Source organism: Pantoea sp. CFCC18177, from assembly GCF_059412425.1.
On sequence record NZ_JBNBPL010000017.1, the window covers coordinates 1 to 25,226 of the forward strand.

General features: G+C 53.8%; 20 protein-coding genes, 1 rRNA gene and 1 riboswitch. Of the genes, 10 read left to right on the forward strand and 11 right to left on the reverse strand.

The window, feature by feature from the left end:
* Positions 1-217 precede the first annotated feature (217 nt).
* The 5 genes from rrf (at position 218) to aceK (ending at position 6,587) form a co-directional block, all read left to right on the forward strand.
* Positions 218-333: ribosomal RNA gene (gene rrf, locus ACPUC8_RS16925) — 5S ribosomal RNA — on the forward strand.
* A 353-nt stretch (positions 334-686) separates the two neighbouring features.
* Entirely contained in the window at positions 687-1,616 is a 930-nt protein-coding gene (metA, locus tag ACPUC8_RS16930) for a homoserine O-acetyltransferase MetA (RefSeq protein WP_039334212.1), read from the forward strand.
* A 271-nt stretch (positions 1,617-1,887) separates the two neighbouring features.
* Positions 1,888-3,486, forward strand: a complete 1,599-nt coding sequence (aceB, locus tag ACPUC8_RS16935) for a malate synthase A (protein ID WP_494926864.1) — start codon at positions 1,888-1,890, stop codon at positions 3,484-3,486.
* 16 nt (positions 3,487-3,502) lie between these two features.
* Complete coding sequence (gene aceA / locus ACPUC8_RS16940; protein ID WP_494926865.1) at positions 3,503-4,804, forward strand: isocitrate lyase; 1,302 nt, start codon at positions 3,503-3,505, stop codon at positions 4,802-4,804.
* 49 nt (positions 4,805-4,853) lie between these two features.
* Positions 4,854-6,587: a bifunctional isocitrate dehydrogenase kinase/phosphatase gene (aceK, locus tag ACPUC8_RS16945; protein WP_494926866.1), complete on the forward strand. Its 1,734-nt coding sequence runs from the start codon at positions 4,854-4,856 to the stop codon at positions 6,585-6,587.
* On the opposite strand, the gene iclR is transcribed toward aceK, so the two are convergent.
* Positions 6,584-7,414 carry a glyoxylate bypass operon transcriptional repressor IclR gene (gene iclR / locus ACPUC8_RS16950; protein ID WP_058973919.1) on the reverse strand — a complete coding sequence of 277 codons (831 nt, stop codon included), beginning with the start codon at positions 7,412-7,414 and terminating at the stop codon, positions 6,584-6,586. The genes aceK and iclR overlap by 4 nt on opposite strands.
* A 150-nt stretch (positions 7,415-7,564) precedes the next feature.
* Between iclR and metH the strand changes: the two genes are divergently transcribed.
* Positions 7,565-11,296, forward strand: a complete 3,732-nt coding sequence (gene metH, locus ACPUC8_RS16955; RefSeq protein WP_494926867.1) for a methionine synthase — start codon at positions 7,565-7,567, stop codon at positions 11,294-11,296.
* Positions 11,297-11,379: 83 nt separating this feature from the next.
* Here the strand turns inward: metH and ACPUC8_RS16960 are convergent, their stop codons facing one another.
* The 5 genes from ACPUC8_RS16960 to pgi form a co-directional block, all read right to left on the reverse strand.
* Positions 11,380-13,470, reverse strand: coding sequence for a YjbH domain-containing protein (locus ACPUC8_RS16960; protein ID WP_494926868.1), 2,091 nt, complete (start codon positions 13,468-13,470; stop codon positions 11,380-11,382).
* Positions 13,470-14,198 carry a capsule biosynthesis GfcC family protein gene (locus tag ACPUC8_RS16965; protein WP_494926869.1) on the reverse strand — a complete coding sequence of 243 codons (729 nt, stop codon included), beginning with the start codon at positions 14,196-14,198 and terminating at the stop codon, positions 13,470-13,472. Before ACPUC8_RS16965 ends, ACPUC8_RS16960 begins: the two co-directional genes overlap by 1 nt.
* Positions 14,195-14,842, reverse strand: coding sequence for a YjbF family lipoprotein (locus tag ACPUC8_RS16970; protein WP_039333988.1), 648 nt, complete (start codon positions 14,840-14,842; stop codon positions 14,195-14,197). The genes ACPUC8_RS16965 and ACPUC8_RS16970 overlap by 4 nt, the downstream gene beginning before the upstream one ends.
* Before the next feature lie 77 nt (positions 14,843-14,919).
* Positions 14,920-15,168, reverse strand: coding sequence for an exopolysaccharide production protein YjbE (gene yjbE, locus ACPUC8_RS16975; protein ID WP_034827112.1), 249 nt, complete (start codon positions 15,166-15,168; stop codon positions 14,920-14,922).
* Between the two features lie 516 nt (positions 15,169-15,684).
* Positions 15,685-17,331: a glucose-6-phosphate isomerase gene (pgi, locus tag ACPUC8_RS16980; protein ID WP_494926870.1), complete on the reverse strand. Its 1,647-nt coding sequence runs from the start codon at positions 17,329-17,331 to the stop codon at positions 15,685-15,687.
* A gap of 388 nt (positions 17,332-17,719) precedes the next feature.
* A riboswitch (Lysine riboswitch) is annotated at positions 17,720-17,915 on the forward strand.
* Positions 17,916-18,026: 111 nt separating this feature from the next.
* Here pgi and lysC point away from each other — a divergent pair.
* The 3 genes from lysC (at position 18,027) to panS (ending at position 21,443) form a co-directional block, all read left to right on the forward strand.
* Positions 18,027-19,382 carry a lysine-sensitive aspartokinase 3 gene (gene lysC / locus ACPUC8_RS16985; RefSeq protein WP_039333987.1) on the forward strand — a complete coding sequence of 452 codons (1,356 nt, stop codon included), beginning with the start codon at positions 18,027-18,029 and terminating at the stop codon, positions 19,380-19,382.
* Between the two features lie 264 nt (positions 19,383-19,646).
* On the forward strand, positions 19,647-20,339 hold the full coding sequence (gene aqpZ, locus ACPUC8_RS16990; RefSeq protein WP_494926871.1) for an aquaporin Z: 693 nt from the start codon (positions 19,647-19,649) through the stop codon (positions 20,337-20,339).
* A gap of 180 nt (positions 20,340-20,519) precedes the next feature.
* The gene (gene panS, locus ACPUC8_RS16995; protein ID WP_494926872.1) at positions 20,520-21,443 is read left to right on the forward strand and encodes a ketopantoate/pantoate/pantothenate transporter PanS; all 924 of its coding nucleotides are present in this window, start codon (positions 20,520-20,522) and stop codon (positions 21,441-21,443) included.
* A 34-nt stretch (positions 21,444-21,477) separates the two neighbouring features.
* Here the strand turns inward: panS and ACPUC8_RS17000 are convergent, their stop codons facing one another.
* The 4 genes from ACPUC8_RS17000 to ACPUC8_RS17015 form a co-directional block, all read right to left on the reverse strand.
* Positions 21,478-21,804 (reverse strand): DUF805 domain-containing protein, encoded by a 327-nt coding sequence (locus tag ACPUC8_RS17000; RefSeq protein WP_324609325.1) that lies wholly within the window; start codon positions 21,802-21,804, stop codon positions 21,478-21,480.
* The gene (locus ACPUC8_RS17005; protein ID WP_494926873.1) at positions 21,804-22,235 is read right to left on the reverse strand and encodes a hypothetical protein; all 432 of its coding nucleotides are present in this window, start codon (positions 22,233-22,235) and stop codon (positions 21,804-21,806) included. The genes ACPUC8_RS17000 and ACPUC8_RS17005 overlap by 1 nt, the downstream gene beginning before the upstream one ends.
* Complete coding sequence (locus tag ACPUC8_RS17010) at positions 22,232-22,819, reverse strand: hypothetical protein (protein WP_039333977.1); 588 nt, start codon at positions 22,817-22,819, stop codon at positions 22,232-22,234. The genes ACPUC8_RS17005 and ACPUC8_RS17010 overlap by 4 nt, the downstream gene beginning before the upstream one ends.
* 165 nt (positions 22,820-22,984) lie before the next feature.
* Positions 22,985-23,578, reverse strand: coding sequence for a YhgN family NAAT transporter (locus tag ACPUC8_RS17015; protein WP_039333975.1), 594 nt, complete (start codon positions 23,576-23,578; stop codon positions 22,985-22,987).
* A gap of 207 nt (positions 23,579-23,785) precedes the next feature.
* On the opposite strand from ACPUC8_RS17015, the gene asd reads away from it, so the two are divergent.
* A complete protein-coding gene (asd, locus tag ACPUC8_RS17020; protein WP_494926874.1) occupies positions 23,786-24,895 on the forward strand; it encodes an aspartate-semialdehyde dehydrogenase in 1,110 nt (369 codons plus the stop codon).
* On the opposite strand, the gene ACPUC8_RS17025 is transcribed toward asd, so the two are convergent.
* On the reverse strand, positions 24,892-25,218 hold the full coding sequence (locus ACPUC8_RS17025; protein WP_494926875.1) for a hypothetical protein: 327 nt from the start codon (positions 25,216-25,218) through the stop codon (positions 24,892-24,894). The genes asd and ACPUC8_RS17025 overlap by 4 nt on opposite strands.
* Between the last annotated feature and the right edge of the window lie 8 nt (positions 25,219-25,226).

The window sequence follows — 25,226 nt, forward strand, 5'->3', positions numbered from 1 at the left end:
GGCGTTTTTGAGAAGACGCAAAAGTAGATTTTCAGCTTAGTTCACCGGATTAAAGATTTAGTTTTGTTCTGCGGACATGAGTCCGAAGGATTTTGCGCTGAGGCAAGGCGGCAAGCGAGACGATGTGAAGGAGCATACATCAGTATGTGACTGAGCAGCGCGAACGCAGCCAACGCAGCAGCAGTGCAAAAGACACAGGACAGAACACCAAGATTTGCCTGGCGGCTTTAGCGCGGTGGTCCCACCTGACCCCATGCCGAACTCAGAAGTGAAACGCCGTAGCGCCGATGGTAGTGTGGGGTCTCCCCATGCGAGAGTAGGGAACTGCCAGGCATCAAACAAGTGAAAAAGCCCTGAACAGTAGTTCAGGGCTTTTTTACGTCTGCAGATCGCTGAAAGCAGACTAAATTCGATACGAAAAAGATCAAACCAGCCTAAAAGCCCCAATACCAGTGGCTAAATCTCCTCCAGTACTCCTCCTACATATGCAAAATAAGCATAAAGATCAGCACCCACTTGGTCAAAATGCGGGGCAAAGTGCCGTATTCACCTCTTAAATCTCGCTTTAAGCTGAAACATTTTCATAAACTGCATGAAGACTCGACATTCACCTAATGCCAGGCTAACCTCGGGCATCTGGATGTCTAAACGTTTATACGGTTATAAAAGTAAGAGGTAAGTAGATCATGCCAATCAGGGTCCCCGACGAATTGCCGGCAGTGAATTTTTTACGCAATGAGAACGTCTTTGTCATGGCCTCATCGCGTGCCAGTGTTCAGGAGATTCGTCCGCTCAAAGTGCTGATCCTTAACCTGATGCCGAAGAAAATCGAAACGGAAAATCAGTTCTTACGGCTGCTTTCCAACTCGCCATTGCAAATTGATGTACAGCTGCTGCGCATCGATAGCCGAGAGTCACGCAATACCCCGAGCGAGCATCTGAATAACTTCTACTGCAATTTTGAAGACATCGAGCACGACAACTTCGATGGATTGATTGTGACGGGTGCACCGCTGGGATTGGTGGATTTCAATGATGTGGCATACTGGCCACAGATTCAGCGTGTGCTGCATTGGGCAAAAGAACACGTAACCTCAACGCTATTTGTCTGCTGGGCTGTACAGGCGGCGCTGAACATTCTGTATGGCATTCCAAAACAGACGCGTCAGAACAAGCTTTCTGGTGTCTACGAGCATCAGATTCTGCACCCACACGCATTGTTAACCCGTGGATTTGACGACAATTTCCTCGCGCCACATTCACGCTATGCCGATTTCCCCAGCCAGTTAATTCGTGATTACACCGATCTGGAGTTGTTCGCGGAATCAGAGACCACAGGCGCCTATCTGATGGCGAGCAAAGACAAGCGTCTGGCGTTCGTGACTGGCCATCCGGAGTACGATGCCCTGACGCTCTCTGGCGAATACCATCGCGATTACGATGCTGGCTTGCACCCGGAAGTGCCCTTTAATTACTTCCCGCAAAACAACCCTGAATTGCCGCCACGTGCCACCTGGCGCAGCCATGGCAATCTGCTGTTCTCTAACTGGTTGAACTACTACGTATACCAGATTACACCTTTCGATCTGCGTCATATGAACCCGACGCTCGAATAGACCTGCGAACACATTCTCAAACGATCCTGCCGCGACAGCCTGGTGCTAGCGCGGCTTTTTTTTGCCTGTCATTCAGAAACTGGAATTTATTGCCTTTAATTTGAGAGATTAAATTACATATTAATCAATATGATGAATTCATATAAATTTAAAAATGGAAATAGTTTTTGAAAACAAAATAAAAATCATTATGCTTTGATCTTGCCGGTTATAAAACACCCTACACCCGGATCCGATCGCCCGGAGACGGATCAAAACAGGAGCAGCCCGCATGACAGACTCAGTAATCCACAACACGCTGACTTTCAATCAGCCCTTTACTCACGCGGAAAAGCAGCTGCTTACCCCGGAAGCCATCGATTTCCTGCACACGCTGGTCGCGCGTTTTGCACCGGAACGTGAACGTCTGCTGAAAGCACGCCTGCAGCGTCAGCAACGTTATGACCAAGGAGCGTTGCCAGACTTCGATTCGGAAACGACTTCCATTCGTGAAAGTGAGTGGCAGGTCAGACCTATCCCTCAACTGCTACGCGATCGCCGCGTGGAGATCACCGGGCCACCGGATCGCAAGATGGTGATCAATGCGCTGAATGCCAACGTCAACGTCTTCATGGCCGACTTCGAAGATTCGCTGGCACCGACATGGCAGAAATTGATGGAAGGTCAGCTGACACTGCGTGATGCGGTGAATGGCACGCTGAGTTTCACCAGTGAAGCCGGCAAGATCTATCAACTGAAATCCGATCCCGCGCTGTTGATGTGCAGGGTGCGCGGTCTGCATTTAAGTGAAAAGCATGTTGAATGGCGCGATCGTGCTATTCCAGGCGGGCTATTCGATTTTGCGCTCTATCTGTTCCACAACGTTGATGCGCTGCTGGAAAAAGGCCATGCCCCTTGGTTCTACCTGCCAAAAACCGAGCATGCAGCAGAAGTGGCATGGTGGCGTGAGATCTTCCGCTTCAGCGAAGATCGCTTCGATCTGCCACGAGGCACCATCAAAGCCACGGTATTAATCGAAACGCTGCCAGCCGTGTTCCAGATGGATGAGATCCTGTGGGAACTGCGCGATCACGTCGTCGGCCTGAACTGTGGTCGCTGGGATTACATCTTTAGCTACATCAAAACGCTGGCTCAGCACGGCGATCGCATCCTGCCAGATCGCCAACAAATCAGCATGGATCAGCCTTTCCTTGATGCGTACTCGCGCCTGCTGATCAAAACCTGCCACCGCCGAGGTGCATTGGCGATGGGCGGGATGTCAGCCCTGATCCCAAGCAAAGATGCGGAACGTAATGCGTGGGTGATGCAGAAGGTGCAGGAAGACAAAGCGCGCGAAGCGGGTAACGGTCACGATGGCACCTGGGTGGCGCATCCAGGCCTGGCGGATATCGCGATGGCGGTATTTGACCGTCAGCTCGGTGATCAACCCAATCAATTGTCTGTCAGTCGCGATCAGGATGGCCCCATCACCGCCGAACGGCTGCTGCGCCCTTGCCGTGGCCAGCGTACTGAGGCTGGTATGCGCGCCAACATTCGTGTGGCACTGCAATACCTTGAAGCCTGGATTGGTGGCAATGGCTGCGTACCCATTGACGGATTGATGGAGGATGCGGCCACGGCGGAAATCGCCCGAACCTCAATCTGGCAATGGATCCACCACAAACAGATTCTCAGTGATGGCCAACTGGTGACCACTGCATTGTTTGAGCAACTGCTGGACGAAGAGTTGCAGGCATTGCAGCACACCCTCGGTGAGGAGCGCTTCCGCCAGGGGCGCTTTGCAGATGCCGCTGCGTTGATGGCACAAATCACCACCGCTGACGAATTAGTTTCTTTCCTTACTCTGCCGGGCTACCGCCTGCTGCCTTGAACCTGGAGATAACGCTATGAATCGTAACCAACAGATTAAACAACTGGAATCGAGCTGGAACGACGCGCGCTGGGAGGGGATAACGCGCCCCTACAGCGCGGAAGATGTTATCAACTTACGGGGTTCGGTGAATCCGGCATGTACGCTGGCAGAGCGCGGTGCAACGAAGCTGTGGTCACTGCTTAACGGTGAATCCACTAAAGGTTATATCAATAGTCTGGGCGCTCTAACTGGCGGTCAGGCGATACAGCAAGCAAAAGCAGGCATTGAGGCGATCTACCTTTCGGGCTGGCAAGTGGCGGCAGACGCGAATATGGCCGGGCAGATGTATCCCGATCAATCGCTCTATCCGGCGAACTCGGTGCCGAACGTGGTTGAGCGCATCAACCAAAGTTTCCAGCGTGCTGACCAGATTCAGTGGGCTAACGGTATCTCACCGGAAGATGACGGATTTATCGATTATTTCCTGCCGATTGTGGCCGATGCGGAAGCGGGCTTTGGTGGCGTGCTCAATGCCTTTGAGCTGATGAAGTCGATGATTCAGGCCGGTGCGGGCGCCGTGCACTTTGAAGATCAACTGGCGTCGGTGAAGAAGTGCGGTCATATGGGCGGCAAGGTATTGGTACCCACGCAGGAGGCGATCCAGAAACTGGTGGCCGCGCGCTTGGCTGCCGACGTGATGGGGGTGCCGACCATACTGCTGGCGCGCACCGATGCGGATGCGGCTGACCTCATCACCTCCGATTGCGATGAGCGTGATGCGCCCTTTATCACCGGGCAACGTACCTCTGAAGGCTTCTTCCGCACGAGAGCCGGCATTGAACAGGCGATCAGCCGCGGCTTATCTTATGCACCTTATGCTGACGTGCTGTGGTGTGAAACCTCGACGCCGGATCTGGAGCTGGCACAGCGATTTGCCGATGCGATTCACGCGCAGTATCCGGGCAAATTACTGGCCTACAACTGCTCGCCATCGTTTAACTGGAAGAAGAATCTCGACGACCGCACCATCGCCCGTTTCCAGCAGGCATTGAGCGACATGGGTTATCGCTTCCAGTTCATTACGCTGGCCGGTATTCACAGCATGTGGTTCAACATGTTCGACCTGGCACATGCTTATGCGCAGGGTGAAGGGATGCGGCATTACGTTGAGAAAGTGCAGCAACCCGAGTTCGCCGCACGTGAAAAAGGGTACACCTTCTCCTCACATCAACAGGAAGTGGGCACCGGTTACTTTGACCGCGTCACCAACGTCATTCAGGGCGGCCAGTCATCCGTCACCGCATTGACCGGTTCCACGGAAGCCGCGCAGTTCTAAGTGCCTCACCTCCGCCCATGGATGGGCTCACTTTGCAGGAGCGTCGTCGATGACACCGAGAGAATCTCTGATCGCCCATACCATCCTGCAAGGCTTTGATGCGCAGTATGGCCGCTTTCTGGACATTACCGCAGGAGCTCAGCAGCGCTTTGAACAGGCTGACTGGCATGCCGTGCAGCAGGCGATGAAAGCGCGTATCCACCTTTATGATCACCATGTGGGATTGGTTGCAAACCAGTTGCGTATTCTCAATGATGTGTCGAACTGGGATGACGCTTTTTGGCTGCGGGTGAAAAGTCACTATGAGACGCTTTTGCCTGGCTATCCGCGCCACGAAATTGCCGAAAGCTTTTTTAATTCGGTCTACTGCCGTCTGCAAGGCCACAGCCATCTCGATCCCAACCGGTTGTTTATCTTTCCCTCGCAACCCTATGCGTCAGCGCCGGTGGCACAGCGTCCGCTGTCACGGCTTTATCGCCCACAAGGCAGCTGGCATGAATTACTGCGGCAGGTGCTGAATGACATTCCCCTGCGCTTACCCTGGCAGGATCTCACCCGTGATATCGGCTGGATTGTCCGTCATCTGCACGAGCAGTTCTCGCCAGCCCAGTTAGCAACCGCCACGCTGGATGTTGCCAGTGAGCTGTTTTATCGCAATAAAACGGCATGGATTGTCGCCCGCTTGCAGTTTAGTGATGGCATGGTGCCTTGCCTGTTGCCGATCCAACGCGATGAGGCCGGTCGCTTGTGGATCGACACCTGCTTAACCGACAGTGATGATGCCAGCATCGTGTTTGGTTTTGCTCGTGCTTACTTCATGGTGTACGCCCCGGTGCCTGCGGCGTTGGTGGCCTGGCTGCAACCGATTCTGCCCAGTAAAACCATCGCTGAGCGATATATGGCGATTGGCTGCCAAAAGCACGGTAAAACCGAGTGTTACCGCGAGTACCTGGATTATCTGGCTCACAGCCACGAGGATTTCACCATCGCACCCGGTATTCGCGGCATGGTGATGCTGGTGTTTACGCTGCCAGGTTTTGACCGCGTTTTCAAAGTGATTAAAGACCGCTTTGCGCCACAAAAAGAGGTCACGGATGCGCAGGTGCGCGACTGTTATCGCATGGTCAAAGAGCACGACCGTGTCGGGCGCATGGCGGATACGCAAGAGTTCGAGCACTTCGCCATACCGCTGGCACGCATTCCACACACGTTGATGGTGGAATTTGAGCGCGATATCCCGGAGAAAATTGAGCGGCGGGGTGATGTGCTGATCATCCGCCATTTGTGGCTGGAACGTCGTATGGAGCCGCTCAATCTATGGCTGGCACAGGCGACAGCCGAGCAGCGTCAACATGCGATTGGTGAGTACGGTGATGCGATTCGCCAGCTGGCGGCAGCCAATATTTTCCCCGGCGACATGCTGTTTAAAAACTTCGGCATGACGCGCCATGGTCGGGTGGTGTTTTACGACTACGACGAAATTCGGCCGATGACAGAATTGCAGTTCCGCGATGTGCCAGCTGCGCGCTACGAGGAGGATGAGTTACAGGCTGAACCCTGGTACAGCGTCGGGCCGGATGATGTGTTCCCAGAAACCTTCCGCTATGCACTCTGTAGCGAGCCGAGCACCGGAAAATTACTGCAAGCACTGCATCCACAGTTGTTTGATCCCCGCTGGTGGCGCGCGCTGCAAACGCGCATCGGGGAAGGGCATATTGAAGAGGTGATTGCGTGGCGCGCCTCGCAAAGCTTCAGCACGCGGTTCGCCACGGTGGCCGCTTAACGGCCAGAATAGGTCTGCGTAACCTGTTTGGCGGCACGGATCACCAACGCACCCAGTTCGGTGATGCGATCGTCCGTCATACGTGCTATCGGGCCGGAAATAGAGATTGCGGCGAACGGCTCACCGTGTTCGTCATAAATCGGTGCGGCCACGCAGCGCAGGCCCAACGCGTGCTCTTCATCATCGTGGGAAAAGCCCATTTTGCGGATCAACGCCAGGTTCTCTTTCAGGCTGTGCGGCGACATCAATGTTTTCGGCGTGTAGTGATGCAGCCCTTTTTGATGCAAGAGTGCGGTGACTTGCTCGTCGCTGAGATGAGCCAAAAAGGCTTTGCCCGCGCCCGACGCATGCATTGGCAACTTACCGCCAATCGGCGCTGACATGCGCATCAGTTGCGTACACTGCACCTGATCGACAATCACTGCCTGATAATCGCTGAGATCCAGCACCGCCAGATTGACGGTTTCTCCGGCATCTTCCATCAACTTGCGTAATACCGGATGCACAATCGCCAGCAGATTACGGCTTTGCAGGAAACTGCTGCCGACCACGAAAGCATGGGAGCCAATCGTCCAGAACCCCAGATCCCCAACCTGATTCACAAATCCTTGCTGTTGCATGGTTGAGAGCAGGCGATGAGTGGTTGAATTAGGTAATCCCGCCTGCTGCGCCAGCTCGGTCAGAGCCACGCTGCCATGCGATTCGGCAATCAGTTCAAGTAAACGCAAACCACGCGTCAGTGACTGGACTTGCCCACCGGCTGGCGCGCTGGTGGTTGTGGCGGCACGCGGTTTCTTACCACGCTTCGCTGGTACTGGGGTAGCCATAAGGTCTCCACTGTCGCATCAATGCTGGAAACCATTTTCGTTTTTAAACGGGTGAATGCAAACGCTGGCTTACTGGTCGGATGTGTGATGCTTTCGCGCTGAAAATGTCTCACCTGTACTGACTTTTGCTCATCAGAAAGTTATGCCAGTATGTTTGGCGGGCATATTAGCCAACGCAATGACGTGGACGGGGCAAGAGTGAGCGAGAAAATAGCAAGGCTGCATCAACAGTTGGCACAACGCATCATGATTCTGGATGGCGGCATGGGCACCATGATCCAGAGTTATAAACTCAGTGAAGCCGATTTCCGTGGGAGTCGCTTTGCCGACTGGCCTTCAGATTTGAAAGGCAACAACGATCTGTTGGTGTTAACCAAACCTGAGGTGATCCGCGAAATCCATGATGCTTACCTTGCCGCCGGCGCGGACATTCTGGAAACCAACACCTTTAACTCCACCACCATCGCGATGGCCGACTACCAGATGGAAGCCCTGTCGGCAGAGATCAACCTCGAGGCCGCTAAACTGGCCCGTGCCAGTGCGGATGCATGGACGGCGAAAACCCCCGACCGCCCGCGTTACGTCGCCGGGGTGTTAGGCCCGACCAACCGCACCTGCTCTATTTCGCCGGATGTGAACGATCCCGCCTTCCGTAACGTCACCTTTAATCAGCTGGTGGAGGCTTATCGTGAATCCACCCATGCGCTGATCGCGGGCGGTTCCGACCTCATCATGATTGAAACAGTGTTCGATACCCTGAACGCCAAGGCGGCGATCTATGCCGTGCAGGTCGAGATGGAGGCGATGGGCGTCAACCTGCCGCTGATGATCTCCGGCACCATCACCGATGCGTCTGGTCGCACGCTGTCCGGCCAAACCACCGAAGGTTTCTATAACTCACTGCGCCACGCCGAGCCGCTCTCTTTCGGCCTCAACTGTGCGCTGGGTCCAGACGAACTGCGTCAGTATGTGCAGGAGTTGTCACGTATTGCGGAAGGCTATGTCACCGCACATCCCAACGCCGGTTTGCCTAATGCCTTTGGGGAATACGATCTCGATGCCGCTACTATGGCTGACCAGATTGGCGAATGGGCGCGCGCGGGCTTCCTGAATATTATCGGTGGCTGCTGCGGCACCACGCCGGAACACATCGCAGCGATGGCAGCGGCGGTGGAGGGGGTGGCACCACGCTTACTACCAGAGATTCCCGTGGCCTGCCGTTTGTCCGGCCTGGAGCCGCTGAACATTTACCCCGATTCCCTGTTTGTGAACGTGGGCGAACGCACCAACGTAACCGGTTCTGCCAAGTTCAAGCGTCTGATCAAAGAAGAGAAATACAACGAGGCGCTGGATGTCGCGCGTCAACAGGTGGAAAGTGGCGCACAGATTATTGATATCAACATGGATGAAGGCATGCTGGATGCGGAAGCCGCGATGGTGCGCTTCCTCAACCTGATTGCCGGTGAACCGGATATTGCCCGCGTGCCGATTATGATCGACTCCTCTAAGTGGGAGGTGATCGAGAAAGGCCTGCAATGCATTCAGGGCAAAGGCATTGTTAACTCGATTTCGATGAAAGAGGGCATTGAGCCGTTTATCGAGCACGCGCGCAAAGTGCGTCGTTACGGTGCCGCGATGGTGGTGATGGCGTTCGATGAGGTCGGCCAGGCCGACACCCGCGCACGCAAAATCGAAATCTGTCGTCGCGCCTACCAAATTCTGACTGAAGAGGTGGGTTTCCCGCCAGAAGACATCATTTTTGACCCGAATATCTTCGCAGTGGCCACCGGCATTGAAGAGCATAACAACTATGCGATGGATTTCATCGGTGCCTGTGAAGACATTAAACGCGAACTGCCGCATGCGATGATCTCGGGTGGCGTGTCGAACGTATCCTTCTCGTTCCGCGGCAACGACCCGGTGCGTGAGGCGATCCACGCGGTGTTCCTCTATTACGCGATTCGCAACGGCATGGACATGGGTATCGTCAACGCCGGCCAACTGGCGATCTATGACGATTTACCCGCCGAGTTGCGTGATGCAGTAGAAGACGTGATTCTCAATCGTCGCGACGATGGGACCGAACGTCTGCTGGAGCTGGCCGAGAAGTATCGCAGCAGCAAAGGCGATGGTGAGCAGGAGAAGCAGCAGGCGGAATGGCGCAGCTGGGACGTGGTAAAACGTCTGGAATACTCGCTGGTGAAGGGCATCACCGAATTTATCGAACTGGATACGGAAGAGGCGCGTCAGGCCGCAGCACGTCCTATCGAGGTGATTGAAGGACCGCTGATGTCCGGCATGAACGTGGTCGGTGATCTGTTCGGCGAGGGAAAAATGTTCCTGCCGCAGGTGGTGAAATCGGCGCGCGTAATGAAGCAAGCAGTGGCCTATCTCGAACCTTATATCGAGGCCAGTAAAGAAGCCGGGCGCAGTAACGGCAAAATCGTGCTGGCGACGGTGAAGGGCGATGTGCATGACATCGGCAAAAACATCGTTGGCGTGGTGCTGCAGTGTAATAACTACGAAATCATCGATCTTGGCGTGATGGTGCCCAGTGACAAAATCCTTAAAACCGCGATTGCCGAGAACGCCGATATCATCGGGCTTTCCGGTCTGATCACCCCATCGCTGGATGAAATGGTCAACGTGGCCAAAGAGATGGAGCGTCAGGGCTTCACCATCCCGCTGCTGATTGGTGGCGCCACCACCTCGAAAGCACACACGGCGGTGAAGATTGAACAGAACTACAGTGGCCCAACGGTGTATGTGCAGAACGCCTCGCGCACCGTTGGCGTGGTCTCCTCGCTACTCTCCGAAACCCTGAAAGAAGAGTTTGTGGCACGCACGCGCAAAGAGTACGACACGGTGCGTATTCAGCACGCGCGTAAGAAGCCGCGCACGCCGCCGGTCAGCCTGCAAACCGCACGGGACAACGATTATTCTATCGATTGGGAAAGCTACACGCCGCCGGTGGCACATCGTTTGGGTGTCAGCGCGGTGGAAGCCAGCATCGACACGCTGCGTAACTATATCGACTGGACGCCGTTCTTTATGACCTGGTCGCTGGCGGGTAAATATCCGCGCATCCTGGAGGATGAGGTGGTCGGTGAAGAGGCCAAACGTTTGTTTGCCGATGCCAATGCCATGCTGGATATGTTGAGCGAAACGGGCACGTTGCATCCACGCGGTGTGGTGGGGATCTTCCCAGCCAACCGGGTAGGCGACGATATCGAAGTCTACAGCGATGAAAACCGCGATAAGGTGAAAATTGTTAGCCATCATTTACGCCAGCAAACGGAGAAAACCGACTTTGCTAACTACTGCTTAGCGGACTTTGTGGCACCGAAATCCAGCGGGAAAGCGGACTACCTCGGGGCCTTCGCGGTCACGGGCGGACTGGAAGAGGATGCGCTGGCCGAAGCCTATGAGCAGCAGCACGATGATTACAACAAAATCATGGTGAAGGCGATTTCAGACCGCTTAGCAGAAGCCTTTGCCGAGTATCTGCATGAGCGTGTGCGCAAGGTAATTTGGGGCTTTGCCGCCAATGAAAATCTCAGTAACGAAGAGCTGATTCGCGAGAATTATCAGGGGATTCGTCCGGCACCGGGTTATCCGGCGTGCCCGGAACACACGGAAAAAGCACAGATTTGGCAGCTGCTGGATGTGGAAACGCACACCGGCATGAAGTTAACCGAATCCTTTGCCATGTGGCCGGGTGCAGCGGTATCCGGATGGTACTTCAGCCATCCTGACAGCAAATATTTCGCTGTGGCGCAGATTCAGCGTGACCAGGTGGAAGATTACGCGGTGCGTAAAGGGATGGGCGTGAGTGAAGTTGAGCGTTGGTTGGCACCGAATCTGGGTTACGACGCGGATTGATGAGCCGATAGCGCCATAAATTGCGCCGCTACGGATGTCATGCCATCGGTAGCGGCGCGTTTCATCGCGCGTATTTAAAACGATTAATTAAATCGCGCATCCCGATCTGACGTCATGTCATACAGCTGATATTTACGACCCAGCATCTGGCCGCCATCACGCGTTAGCGGTACCCAATTCACCTGCGCACGACCACGGGTTGGCGTTACGGTAAACAGATCCATTGGAATCGAAATATAGAAGCCTTTGGTGAAATCGCCTTCGCCGTAATCCGCTGCGGAGACGTTGGTTTTGGTGGCATAAAAGCCGACCATCACACCGCTGTCGAAGCGTTTTGACACATCAACCGTGACGCCTTTGTCCTTCGCCAGATATTGCCCTACGCTGGCTTTCACCAACACATCCTGCATAAACCATGGACGCCAGTATGCGGTCAGATTCCCGGTTGGGGCTTTGTAGTCCGTGAACTGCATCATGTTGTCCCAGTCACGCTGCTTCACGTAGTTGGCATCAACCCCGAATGCCCAGTTGCTGTCCACCGGGCGGTAAAGCACTTCTCCGCCCACGCCACCGTACATGGTCTCCAGATAACCGCCGTACACCTGGCCGTAGAAACCGTTGCCGAGGTAGCCCATGTAGTTCGCTTGCAGGTCGTTAACGTAAACGTTGTTTTCGACGTAATCACGAATATGGGTACGCACGCGCGGCAGGGTAGAATCTGCGGGTGCGCCGTTGTAGTTAAATTTGTCATAGTTGTTGGCGAGGTTGCCAAACAGGCTGCCGCTCACCAGCAAGTGATTGGTCAGCGCGTAATCGACGCTCCCCATCACACCCAGTTGGTACATATAGAAGCTTTCGGGCCCGCCAACGGATTGATTGAGCACCGGAGCAAGATTGTAATTGAGGCGATCTTTGCGAATGAAGAAGCCCTGTTCGGTTGCGCCGGGATCGACTGGATTTTCACGCGTTTGCTGCAAGGGTTGTTCATGGCCCAACGGGTAACCGCTCAGCTCATTATGCAAGCTGGCCACATCCGTCCGGGTGGTGACCTGCGGCATATTGAAGCGCGACTCGGTGACATCAATGGTATCAATACCGGCAGGCAGATTGTTCATGATGATACGGTTCGCGCGATCGACGCCTTCACGCGTATCACGATATTTCGTCTGCTCACCAGAGACGTACAGCGTGCTGCCTTTGGTCTGAATACGTGGGCCGTTCAGCCCGGCGTTGTACTTCAGATCGGTCAGCTGGTTGGCCACCACCGTGGGCTGCAGCAGGTCACCCTGAGGCTGAGGGTGATAGTCAGGCTTGGCGCTGTCAATGTGCGACTGATGCAGATCGTTGAAGTTGGTGCGTACCGTCACCCCGAACATAAAGGTGTTGCCACGCTCATAGCTGGCGTTGATATCTGCCCAGTCAGTCAGGCGATAAATCGCGCCGACGTTGACCTTGCTGCGCTGTTCAAGCCGCCCGGCAAAGTCATCCTGATAATCGTTGCCTTCATATTCCAGCTTCAGGCGTAGCGGCTGCCATGGGGTTTGATACTCGACGCCGCCGAACAACGCTGCCGGGCCGTGGAACATTTGAGACCCATTAATCGCCCCCGCCGTGCCTCCGCCGGTGCGGGTACAGAAGCTGTCGCTGTAAGAACAGAACGGGTTTTTAATGCTGCCACTGTTGCCCAAATAGCCCCAGCCGATGCCCATGGTGAAATCAAACGGTCCCCAGGCTTTGGTCGCCACCAGATATTCGCTATCGAACAGCCCGGTGCCGCCCAAATCGCGCGAGCCCACCGCGACTTCTGGCAACCAATAACTCTCCTGCCACAGGCGCAGCTTCACATCGAACGCTTTGTCTTTATAACTCTGGTTGCCACTGAACCCCTCGACCGCGCTGTAACGGCGGGTACGCACATCGGTGTAACGCACGGTGGTTTCCAGCCACGGAAACAGCTGGAGCGAAGCAGAGTAGTAACGATATTGATCGTTATCGCGGAAGTTGAGGCTGAATTCGCCCTCTTTCGCCATACGTGCCGTCGGCGTTTGCATCAAACCGACGCCGCCGAAATCCGATTGTGATGGCCCAATAGGCTCAGGCCAGGTTTCCGCATGCACCTGGCAGGCCGCGGAGACAGAAACAGCCAACAGGCTGAGAAGTATTTGTTTATTCATCAGTCTGGAATCCGCTGTGTCAGAAGAGAAAGCATGCGCGCATTCAAATCAGCCTGGCCCCACGGCAGGCTCCATGAGGTAAAGCCCAGCCAGATGATGCTGCCAGGCTGGACTTCAATGTGGCGTTGATTCCAGTAGGCAATCGGCACCTGCTGGATCTGACCTGACGGAGCAATCACCGAGGCGACACTGCGTTCAGCACCCGACAGGCGATCGTGCCCCTCAAGGTAGTCGCGCACGGTGCGGCCCGGCTGCCAGCTCTCTTTACCCGGATTTTCAAGTGCGCCGAGCACCAGCACCTGCGTTGGCTGTGGCACTGTGTAAAGGTCATAGCTGCCCTGCAGTGTACGGTTAGCCTCAGGACGCAGACGCACCCAGTCAGGATCCAGCGAAGTGAACTGACGCCCGGTAACCTGTAGCGCACTAAGCTGGTGGATCACCGCACCGATGGTGCCCGCTAAAGCTTCGCCACTGTCCGCTTGCCAACGGTGTAAGTCTTCCAGCAATTGCTTCTGTTGTTGCTGCGCCACTGCGGTTGCGCCGCGCTCTGCGATCACCGTACCAGGCCACCAGCTATGCAGTGCCGGGTTCGTTAACAGCTGCGCCAGATTCTGCGCATGATCAATCTGCAGGTTGTTCTGGCCATGCACCGTAACCTGGCTATCAGCCAGCGCACTGCCTGCCGTAAGGAGTGCCACAGCGGCCAGCAAGGAAGGAGTTATTTTCATGATTTCGCCGGCTTCAGAATGGTGGTTTCAACAGGGAAGGCGTCTGCCGCCAGCATTTGATGTGACTGCAATACTGCGCCATCACGGTTATCGATCCAGAAAGTGTTCTGCCATTCCGCGCCCAGGCTCTCCATGCTAACGGTCTCGATCCATACGCGGCACGGCACGCGTTCACCGGCAACATTCAGTACCGTATCGTCACCACGCTGGAAGCGAGAGACTGCCGTGGCAGCGCGCACGTTTTCTTTCTCACGCCATTGCACCACGCGTGTCCAGCTGGCGTTATTTTGCAGATGCAGCGGGTCGGCTAGCGGGTCCTGCGCCAGATTACTCACCGCATCGAGGTTATCCACCAGTCCTAAGGTCTTCACCAGCCGGCCATGCTGCATCACCAGCATCGCTTTATCTTGGGTAACCCATTTCTGCTGGCCCTGTTCGTCATAGCCAAGCACCACGAAAATTCGCGGTCCTTCATTAATTCGGGCATACAAGCTGGCGTAGGGGAGGCTGGCGACCTGTTCATCGGTCACGGTGACGTCATCCGGGCCGTTAACGGCCAGCATGACGGTTTGTTCCAGGCCTTTTTGCGTTTGTGTACAGGCCTGCAGCAGCAGGCAAAGCAGCAGCAGAGGAAGTCGGCGCACTGTGTATATCCCTGTTAAAAATAAAACCAGGCAAAAAATAACCACACAGCTGTGTGGTTATGTTTAAAGGTGCTAGATCAACGAGTAGTGCTCGTTGTCGTGGTCGTTGTTGTACCGGTATTTGCCCCGTCACCGCCGCCAGCAGCAGCGATGCCGAGCCCTACCAACGCACCCAGTGCGCCGATACCCACAGCGGTGGTTGCACCGGTCGAGATTGCTCCCGCCTGTGCACCCGCTGCGGCACCGGCTTCCTCTGGTGCAGCGATCGCAGCAGAAGAAACGGCAACGTAAAGTAAGGCTGCACCGGCAACCATCAGTTTTTTCATAACAACATTTCCTGCATCTAAAAATGAATGAAGGATGTACCCCAATTTCGGGCGCGTTCAGTATAGGGCAACAAATTACCAGAGTTCAGCGACAGAAAAAGAGGGCGGAAAGTATGGGCATTTCTGGTGATAAATAAGGCGAATTGGCGATAGCTGCTTTTTTTAAATGAGGTTTTTTCTGCTGACGGAATAATCGTGGGGTTGCCAGAGTCGTGGCAGGATTTTTCACTTTTTCATTAAAAAATGGCACGGAATAAGAATAATCAGATTTTCCTGAGAGGGGGTAAATATAAATTATCTACCAATCAGTAAGATAGTTATTTATCTTGCTAAATTAGATCCATTTTAAATCGAGTATCGTTTAGGCGCGTTTGGCAAACTTCCGATTTTCCTTAGGTCATTTTAAGAATTATCTAACCCTATCGCGTGCGGAAATTAACAGAAATGGGCGTGTGATGGCATATTTGACAGAAATAAGGCGGCTATAGTGCCGCCTTATTCAGATTGGCAGGGAAATTAACGCCAGGATTTATAGCGATTAATTAAGCCATTGGTGGAGCTGTCATGACTGCTAATGGTCGCGTCATTTTCCAGTTCTGGCAGAATGCGATTTGCCAGCTGTTTGCCCAATTCAACGCCCCACTGGTCAAACGTGAAGATATTGAGAATCGCGCCTTGGGTGAAGATTTTGTGCTCGTACAGTGCAATCAGTGAACCCAGGCTGAATGGTGTGATTTCACGCAACAGGATGGAGTTCGTTGGGCGGTTGCCCTCGAAGACTTTGAACGGCACGATGTGTGCCACTGATTCGGCAGATTTACCGGCATCGGTAAACTCTTTCTCCACCACATCGCGGGATTTACCGAACGCCAGTGCCTCGGTCTGCGCGAAGAAGTTCGACAGCAGCTTAGGATGGTGATCGGTTAACACATTGTGGCTCTGTGCCGGTGCGATAAAGTCGCAAGGGATCAGTTTGGTGCCCTGATGAATCAGCTGGTAGAACGCATGCTGACCATTGGTGCCCGGCTCACCCCAGATGATCGGGCCGGTCTGATAGTCCACTGGATTGCCTTCACGATCGACATACTTACCGTTGGACTCCATATTGCCCTGCTGGAAGTACGCCGCGAAGCGGTGCATGTACTGGTCGTAAGGCAGGATGGCTTCGGTTTCCGCACCAAAGAAGTTGTTGTACCAGATACCAATCAGCGCCAGCAGCACCGGCAGGTTCTGTTCGGCTGGGGTGTTGGCGAAGTGGTTATCCATCGCATGCGCACCGCTCAGCAACTGCTCGAAGTTTTCAAAGCCGATTGACAGGATGATCGACAAACCAATCGCTGACCACAGTGAATAGCGTCCACCCACCCAGTCCCAGAACTCGAACATGTTGTTGGTATCAATGCCGAATTCGCCGACGGCTTTACCGTTGGTGGACAGCGCGGCAAAGTGTTTTGCCACGTGCTGTTGGTCGCCAGCCGTTTTCAGGAACCAGTCACGCGCGCTGTGGGCGTTGGTCATGGTTTCTTGGGTGGTGAAGGTCTTTGAGGCCACCAGGAACAGTGTGGTTTCCGGGCTGAGATCTTTCAGTGTCTCCGCGATGTGGGTGCCATCAACGTTGGAAACAAAGTGCATGTTAAGGTGGTTTTTGTAAGGACGCAGCGCTTCCGTCACCATAAACGGACCGAGATCGGAACCACCGATACCGATGTTCACTACGTCGGTAATGGCTTTGCCGGTATAGCCTTTCCACTCGCCACTGATGATGCGCCCAGAGAAGCCTTTCATCTTCGCCAGCACGGCATTCACTTCTGGCATCACATCTTTGCCATCAACCAAGATTGGCGTGTTGCTGCGGTTACGCAGGGCGACATGCAGAACGGCACGATCTTCGGTGCGGTTGATTTTCTCACCAGAGAACATGGATTTGATCGCGCCCGCCAGATCGGTCTCTTTGGCCAGCGCTTGTAAGGTATCGAGGGTTTCCTGGGTGATGCGGTTTTTTGAGAAATCCACCAGCATCTGATCATCGAAGGTGGCAGAGAATTTCGCAAAACGATCGGCATCCTGTGCAAACAGGTCGGCGATTTGCACCGATTTCATCTGATCAAAATGCTGCTGCAGCGCTTTCCAGGCTGCGGTTTGTTTCGGATTGATATTTTTCATGGCAACACTCTTGTTGAAATAAGAACCGTCATTCCATCCGGGCGCGTCCTGCTGGCCCGGCATGCTAATCTTGTGGCTTATACGCAACCGCGAACGGGTTTCAGTATGACCACAGTTGCAATCGAAGGGAAAAAATTTGTGACTGTGGCCGCACTGTTTCAGTTAAATCCGGCGCAGATTGTCGCTTTTGCGACATAAACATTCCCTGTGCCGCATCAGGATCTGGCCGCATTTTTCGCACCGTTAACTACTTTAGGCGGGCAGCGCGATCGGTGTTTGTTCAGTGATGCGCTGGCGAAAATCTAAAAAAGAATCATCCCGTTGCTACAAGGCTGGACAGCGGAAGAATTAATCAGTATTTTGTGCGCGCGACTTGCACCTCCGGGTGCAAGCCAGAAGAGGCGCGTCGCCCAGGCAGTGTGTTCAAGGAACCGTATCCGTTTGAGAACACATCAGGGGGTGTGACGCCGAGATGGCACAACACGCGGTGTGTTGAGCTGTCGGCTGCAGGGGCTGAATCCTCTGGGTTGTCACCAGAAGCGTCCGCAGTCGGACGTTTCGCAAGGTGAAGTGCTTTTGGTGACTCATCTCCTGATCTTGTCTGTCCAATTCTGCTCTTCTCTTGTGCCAAGGCTGAAATCACCTCTTCCGTTGCTGATAACGGGAGAAAGCTAATCTGACACGAGGTTCGTTACATGTCTCAAACTCTGATCGTGGCGAAATTTGGCGGCACCAGCGTTGCCGATTTTGATGCTATGAACCGCAGTGCCGATGTGGTGCTGTCTGATGCCAATACCCGTTTAGTGGTGCTCTCTGCATCTGCTGGCGTGACCAACCTGCTGGTTGCTTTGGCCGAAGGCCGGGAACTGGAGCAGCGTGCTCACCTGCTGGATGAAATTCGTAACATCCAATACGCCATCATTGATCGTCTGCAGTCGCCTGATGTGATCCGTCAGGAGATTGATCGCATGCTGGAAAACATCCTGATGCTGGCGGAAGCCACCGCTCTGGCGACCTCACACGCACTGACCGACGAACTGGTGAGCCACGGTGAGCTAATGTCGACGCTGCTGTTTGTCGAAGTGCTGCGTGAGCGTCAGGTGAATGCTGAGTGGTTTGACGTGCGTAAAGTGATGCGCACCAGCGATCGTTTCGGTCGTGCCGAACCTGAAATCGCCACCTTAAAAGAGTTGACCACCGCACAACTGGCTCCACGCGTTGCCGAAGCGCTGGTGATCACCCAAGGCTTTATTGGCAGCGAAAGCAAAGGCCGCACCACCACGCTGGGACGTGGCGGCAGCGACTATACAGCGGCACTGCTGGGTGAAGCGTTGCAAGCGGCGCGTGTGGATATCTGGACCGATGTGGCCGGTATCTACACCACCGACCCACGCGTGGTGCCTACCGCGAAGCGTATTGAAGAGATCACCTTTGAAGAAGCGGCTGAAATGGCCATCTTCGGCGCGAAGGTACTGCACCCAGCGACGTTGCTGCCAGCGGTGCGCAGTGATATCCCGGTATTTGTTGGCTCAAGTAAAGATCCAGCGGCGGGTGGGACACGCGTGTGCAACGAAACCAAAAACCCACCGCTGTTCCGTGCACTGGCATTGCGCCGTAAGCAAACGCTGATGACGCTGCACAGCCTGAACATGCTGCACGCACACGGCTTCCTGGCTGAAGTGTTTGCGATTCTGGCGCGCCACAATATCTCGGTTGATCTGGTTACCACTTCCGAAGTGAGCGTGGCACTGACGCTGGACACCACTGGATCTTCCACCACCGGTGAGAGTCTGCTGACGCAAGCGCTGTTGACCGAACTCTCTTCACTGTGCCGTGTAGAGGTGGAAGAGAATCTGGCGCTGGTGGCGATCATCGGTAACAACCTGTCGAAAGCCTGCGGTGTAGGTAAAGAGGTGTTTGGCGCACTTGAGCCCTTCAACCTGCGCATGATTTGCTACGGCGCAAGCAGCTATAACCTGTGCTTCCTGGTGCCAACGCCAGATGCGGAAGAAGTGGTGCGCGCACTGCATAAGAATCTTTTTGGTTCTTAAGGCAAATTTTTAGCGCAATAAATCAAGCCGGACATGGTCCGGCTTTTTTATTTATTAATATCGTTAAACAATTATTTAAGCCAAACGGCAGTCTGTTTTCCGCACCAACTATTGCTTAATAACCTTTTAATTATCAGCGTTATCCCCCTGTTTATGCACTGGAATTGTCTGCATATCGCACTACGATTCTATTCAGCGGTTGCGCCTTAATCGCTCTGAATGATAGTCCCATCGAGAAAACATTAAATTTTTGAGGGAGTGGCTATGCAAAGATTAGTGGCTGAAGGGGTAGGCACATTTGTTCTGGTTTTAGGTGGCTGTGGTAGTGCGGTACTGGCGGCTACCTTTCCGCAAACAGGAATTGGTTTTGCTGGCGTAGCGCTGGCATTTGGTTTGACGGTGTTGGTGATGGCGTTTGCCGTCGGCCCTATCTCGGGCGGTCACTTTAATCCCGCCGTGACCATTGGTTTAACTTTTGGCGGACGTTTCCCGGCAGCGCAGGTTATCCCCTACATCATTGCTCAGCTGATTGGTGCCGTGGCCGCCGCTGGCGTGCTCTATGTCATTGCCAGTGGAAAGCCTGGATTCGATGCCGCAGCCAGCGGTTTTGCTTCCAACGGCTATGGCGAGCACTCACCGGGTGGCTTTAGCCTGCATGCCGGGATGATTTGTGAGACGGTGATGACGGCCATTTTCCTGGTGGTCATCATGGGGGCAACCGATAAGCGCGCGCCAGCAGGTTTCGCACCGATTGCCATTGGTCTGGCGCTGACCTTGATCCATCTGGTGAGTATTCCGGTGACCAATACGTCGGTGAATCCGGCGCGGAGTACCGGTGTCGCGATTTTCCAGGGCGGTTGGGCACTACAGCAGCTATGGATGTTCTGGCTGATGCCCATCATCGGTGCAGCAATCGGTGGTGTGATCTACCGTGTTTTACTGGAAAAAGCAGAGTAATTTCTCCACAAATCGCGGATCGACCGCAGACGATCCGCATTTTATCCTGCCAGCGACTTCCCGCCTTACGTCACGATAATGAAATGTTATGATCCTGCGTCCGTCGCTGTGGTCGTTCCCCGCACGGCATTCATCTGTGGCATATGAAATAAATTAAAAAATATCTAAGGAAGTCTCCTCATGCTCGGCATGTTAACTCGTCTGTTCCCGCTCTGGGCCGTGCTGCTTTCGGTCGCTGCGTATTACTCTCCTGGCACCTTCACCGGTATTGGTCCATGGGTCACTTATCTGCTGATGCTAATCATGTTCGGCATGGGCGTCACTCTCAATATTGACGATTTCAAACGCGTGCTGGTACGTCCGGCACCGGTTATCGCCGGGACATTTTTGCACTATCTGGTGATGCCGCTGGCGGCCTGGGGTCTGGCAAAACTGTTCCAGATGCCACCGGATCTGGCTGCCGGTATGATTCTGGTTGGTAGCGTCGCCAGTGGCACCGCATCCAACGTGATGATCTATCTGGCGAAAGGGGATGTGGCACTGTCAGTGACCATCTCGTCCGTTTCAGCGCTGGTGGGCGTGTTCGCCACGCCGCTGCTGACGCGTTTCTACGTTGATACGCACATTCTGGTGGATGTGGTGGGCATGTTGCTCAGTATCGTTAAAATCGTGGTCATCCCAATTGGTCTGGGCCTGATTATCCACCACTCCATGAACAGCGTGGTGCGCCGCGTTGAGCCGTATCTGCCGGCGTTCTCAATGATCTGTATTTTGCTGATCATCAGCGCTGTGGTGGCAGGCTCTCAAGGCTTTATCGGTTCCGTGGGTCTGGTGGTGATTGCCGCGGTGATCCTGCATAACGCCATTGGTCTGCTGGGCGGCTATTGGGGCGGCAAGCTGTTCGGCTTTGACGAATCCACTTGCCGTACGCTGGCGCTGGAAGTCGGCATGCAGAACTCCGGTCTGGCGGCCACGCTGGGCAAACTCTACTTCTCACCGCTGGCGGCCTTGCCAGGCGCACTGTTCTCGGTGTGGCACAACCTGTCAGGTTCGCTGCTGGCCGGTTACTGGTCGGGTAAACCGATTGAGAAGAAGAAAAAGTAACTCTGCAAGCGGGAGGCCAACGTGCCGCCCGCTTTCATTGCTCCGCCGATGGGCGCGGCACGGAGGGTGGGAAGGCAAGAAAAGGGAACAACAAGAAGGGCGCAATCAGCAGCAACATAAACACGCCGCGCGAATAGCCCGCATCATTTACCCTGCGGCTACCGCATGACAGTGTCGGCAAAATAAACAGCAGTAGCGGCACAAAGCCAATCTCTGCATCCTGCGAGGCAAACTCTTTCAAATACAGGCAAAACCATGCAACCTGAAACATCACGAAAGTGATATACCGTGTACGCGTTTCCAGTCCACGATAATTGAACGAATTCAGGAAACCCCGCTTAATGATCTCAAACAGCGACATCAGCGCCATTTTTTACGAATCACTATAAATAAAATGAACGCAGCCAAGCTGGCGACCACATAAGTTAGTGCAATTTGCTGCGTATCCAGTTCAATGAGTTGGGTGGCACCATTTAATTCGTTACTGGTTTTCCACGAGAAAAATTTGGCGGACAGCAGCAGTAAAAAAACATTAGCGATTAAAAAGAGAGTCTGAAACACCACTTCTTTATTGGTTGCAAAACGTGATAATTTCTTAAAGGTTAAACTGCTGGCAATGTAATAAAGTAAATAGAACAGCGCAGTAAAGAGTGGCGCAATTAATACGCTACGAATATCGGCAACCGTACCCGCAAAGTTGCTAAGAAAAAAACTGACGGTTTCATTGTAAGAGAGATAACCGAAAATTAAAAAAAGTGCGCCGAACACAAGATGTGCAGCAGGAATTCTCATTTTATCGCTCGCAGGGAAGTTAACTGGCGCATCATGCCAGCCAGTTCATTGTTGGGATTGATCAATTTTAACTGCTTAGTCTTGTCGTTGTATTTCGCTGCTGCCGTCGGATCGTCCTTACCGCCGCTGCCCATGACAAACTTTGCATCCGGTCGGCCATACAGCGTGACCGTTGGAATCGGATCTCGGCCATAAGCCATAATTCTTTGCGTCGGCAAAGTATATTCTTTGGTAAGGAAATCCGGAATTTTTTTCGTTTTAAGTCCGCCAATCGAAACCGGTGTGCCCATAAAACGTGAACCGGCATAATCGAGCGCAAAACGCGTGATATTATCTGCCGAGTTCTGCTGCACTAATTGCGCACCGGAAAGAATTTGAATGCGTTGCCACAGCGAAGCGCTTTCCGGCGTAATTCTTTCGCCTTCCAATGAAACATCTTGCTTACGATAGAGTTGATATACCATTCGATGCACTTGCATCAGCGCTGTGCCAATACCGTGCCAGCTGGGGGAATCGCGGCTGTAGAGCCGTTCAACAATAATGAATATTCCCTCACCTTTGTAGGTGTCGATATTATCCGCCACAAATGACTCCCTGTTTGCCAGAGACCTTTTCAACAATTAGAACTATTTAACCCTCTAAGCGTCAGCAGGTTCTATGCGGATAAATCCTAAAGCCAGACAGTTTGCATGAATTATTTATGACGAAGAGTGGCCCTGATTAAGGGCCATCGCTGTTCAGGGAGGGGCTTACAGCTTGAGATACGCGCGTATCCCATCCAGAAACATCTGCGTTGCCAGCATAATCAGAATTAGCCCCATCAGGCGTTCCAGCGCATTGACACCTTTGTCACCGAGCAGGCGTAAAAACACGCCGGACAGCAGCAAAATCACCACCGTCACTCCCCAGGCGATCATCAACGCACCCACCAGATGGGTCATCTGATTGGGATATTGATGCGACAGCAGCATCAGGGTGGCCAATAACGACGGCCCAGCCACTAACGGAATCGCCAGCGGTACCAGAAACGGTTCCTCTCCGGCGGGTAATCCGCTGGTGCTGGTTTCACCGGAGGGGAAAATCATGCGGATGGCGATCAGGAACAAAATGATGCCGCCGGAGATCGACACCGTCTCGGTGCGCAAATTGAGGAACGCCAGAATGCGTTCACCGGCGAATAAAAACAGCAGCATCAGAATCAGCGCGATCAGCATTTCGCGCATCAGTACCACGCGGCGGCGCTTGGGCTCCAGATGCTTAAGCACCGACATAAAGATCGGCAGGTTACCTAACGGGTCCATAATCAACAGCAACAAGATGGTTGCGGATATCATCTCAGTCATTTTTAAAAACCACTCTTATTCGGAATTATTAGTTGTACTGCTGAAAAAGTTGATGCAATCGAATTAATTCACTTGCCAGAAAGCCTGCATTTTGTAGAGTTGGAGGTCGCAGGTAAACCTGATTATTACGCAGATCAACTGGATAATCCGGCTGGTCTTTCCTCGCACCACGAAGGGCACAGTGAAAACGCCCCGGACGGACAGAAAATGAAGAATGTAGGCTTTATTGGTTGGCGTGGCATGGTCGGCTCTGTGCTGATGTCACGCATGAGTGAAGAACGTGATTTTGATGTAATCAATCCGGTCTTCTTCTCCACCTCACAGCTGGGTCAGGCGGCGCCAACCTTTGGCGGTAAGTCGACCGGTGCGCTGCAGGATGCTTTTGATATCGAGGCGCTGAAGGCGCTGGATATTATTATCACCTGCCAGGGCGGTGACTACACCAGTGAAGTCTATCCTAAGCTGCGCGAAAGCGGCTGGCAGGGCTACTGGATTGATGCAGCATCAACGCTGCGCATGAAAGATGACGCCATCATCATTCTCGATCCGGTTAACCACAATGTGATTTGTCAGGGCCTCGACAACGGCATCAAAACCTTCGTTGGCGGCAACTGCACCGTCAGCCTGATGCTGATGTCATTGGGCGGCCTGTTCGCCAACGATTTGGTCGAGTGGGCGTCTGTGGCCACTTACCAGGCGGCATCCGGCGGCGGAGCGCGTCACATGCGTGAACTGCTGACGCAAATGGGCATGCTGCACGACCACGTAGCGAAATCCCTGCAGGATCCGGCTTCCGCGATTCTGGATATCGAACGCAGCGTCACTGATTTCACCCGTTCTGGCACTTTGCCGACCGACAACTTCGGTGTACCGCTGGCGGGCAGCCTGATTCCGTGGATCGACAAACAGCTGGATAACGGCCAGAGCCGCGAAGAGTGGAAAGGCCAGGCAGAAACCAACAAGATCCTGCGTACCAGTAGTGTGATTCCGGTCGATGGTCTGTGTGTCCGTGTGGGCGCGCTGCGCTGCCACAGCCAGGCGTTCACCCTGAAGCTGAAAAAAGATGTGCCGCTGAACGAAATCGAACAGCTGTTGGCTTCCCACAACGAGTGGGTGAAAGTGGTGCCTAACGACCGTGAGATCACCATGCGTGAGCTGACGCCAGCGGCCGTCACCGGCACGCTGACCACGCCAGTAGGACGTCTGCGTAAACTGAACATGGGGCCGGAATACCTTTCCGCGTTCACCGTGGGTGACCAGTTGCTGTGGGGCGCGGCTGAACCGCTGCGTCGCATGCTACGTTTGCTGATCGACTAAGCGCAGCGACAAACCAGACAGGCCGGGGTTTCCCGGCCTTTTTTGTAATCCAGGTTGCAAAACTTAACGCAAATTGCGCCTGACAAGTGATCCGCTTCCCCTTTTTGCTCGTCCGAGAAGATTTTTTTGCTTTCCCCCCTGGCAACTGCCAGCCCCAAGCTATGATTTAACAGTGATGTGCCGGTTGTTAACTGTTTTTGCTTTCGAACTGAATGGTTGTTGTACACGGCAAAGATCTTCCCCCATGGACGGTGTCCTCTCTCTTGCTGGTGTATGTATGGCTCAATGAAAAGCAGCGCACCAGAGGCGGCATTGTTGTCCACTCCGGTCG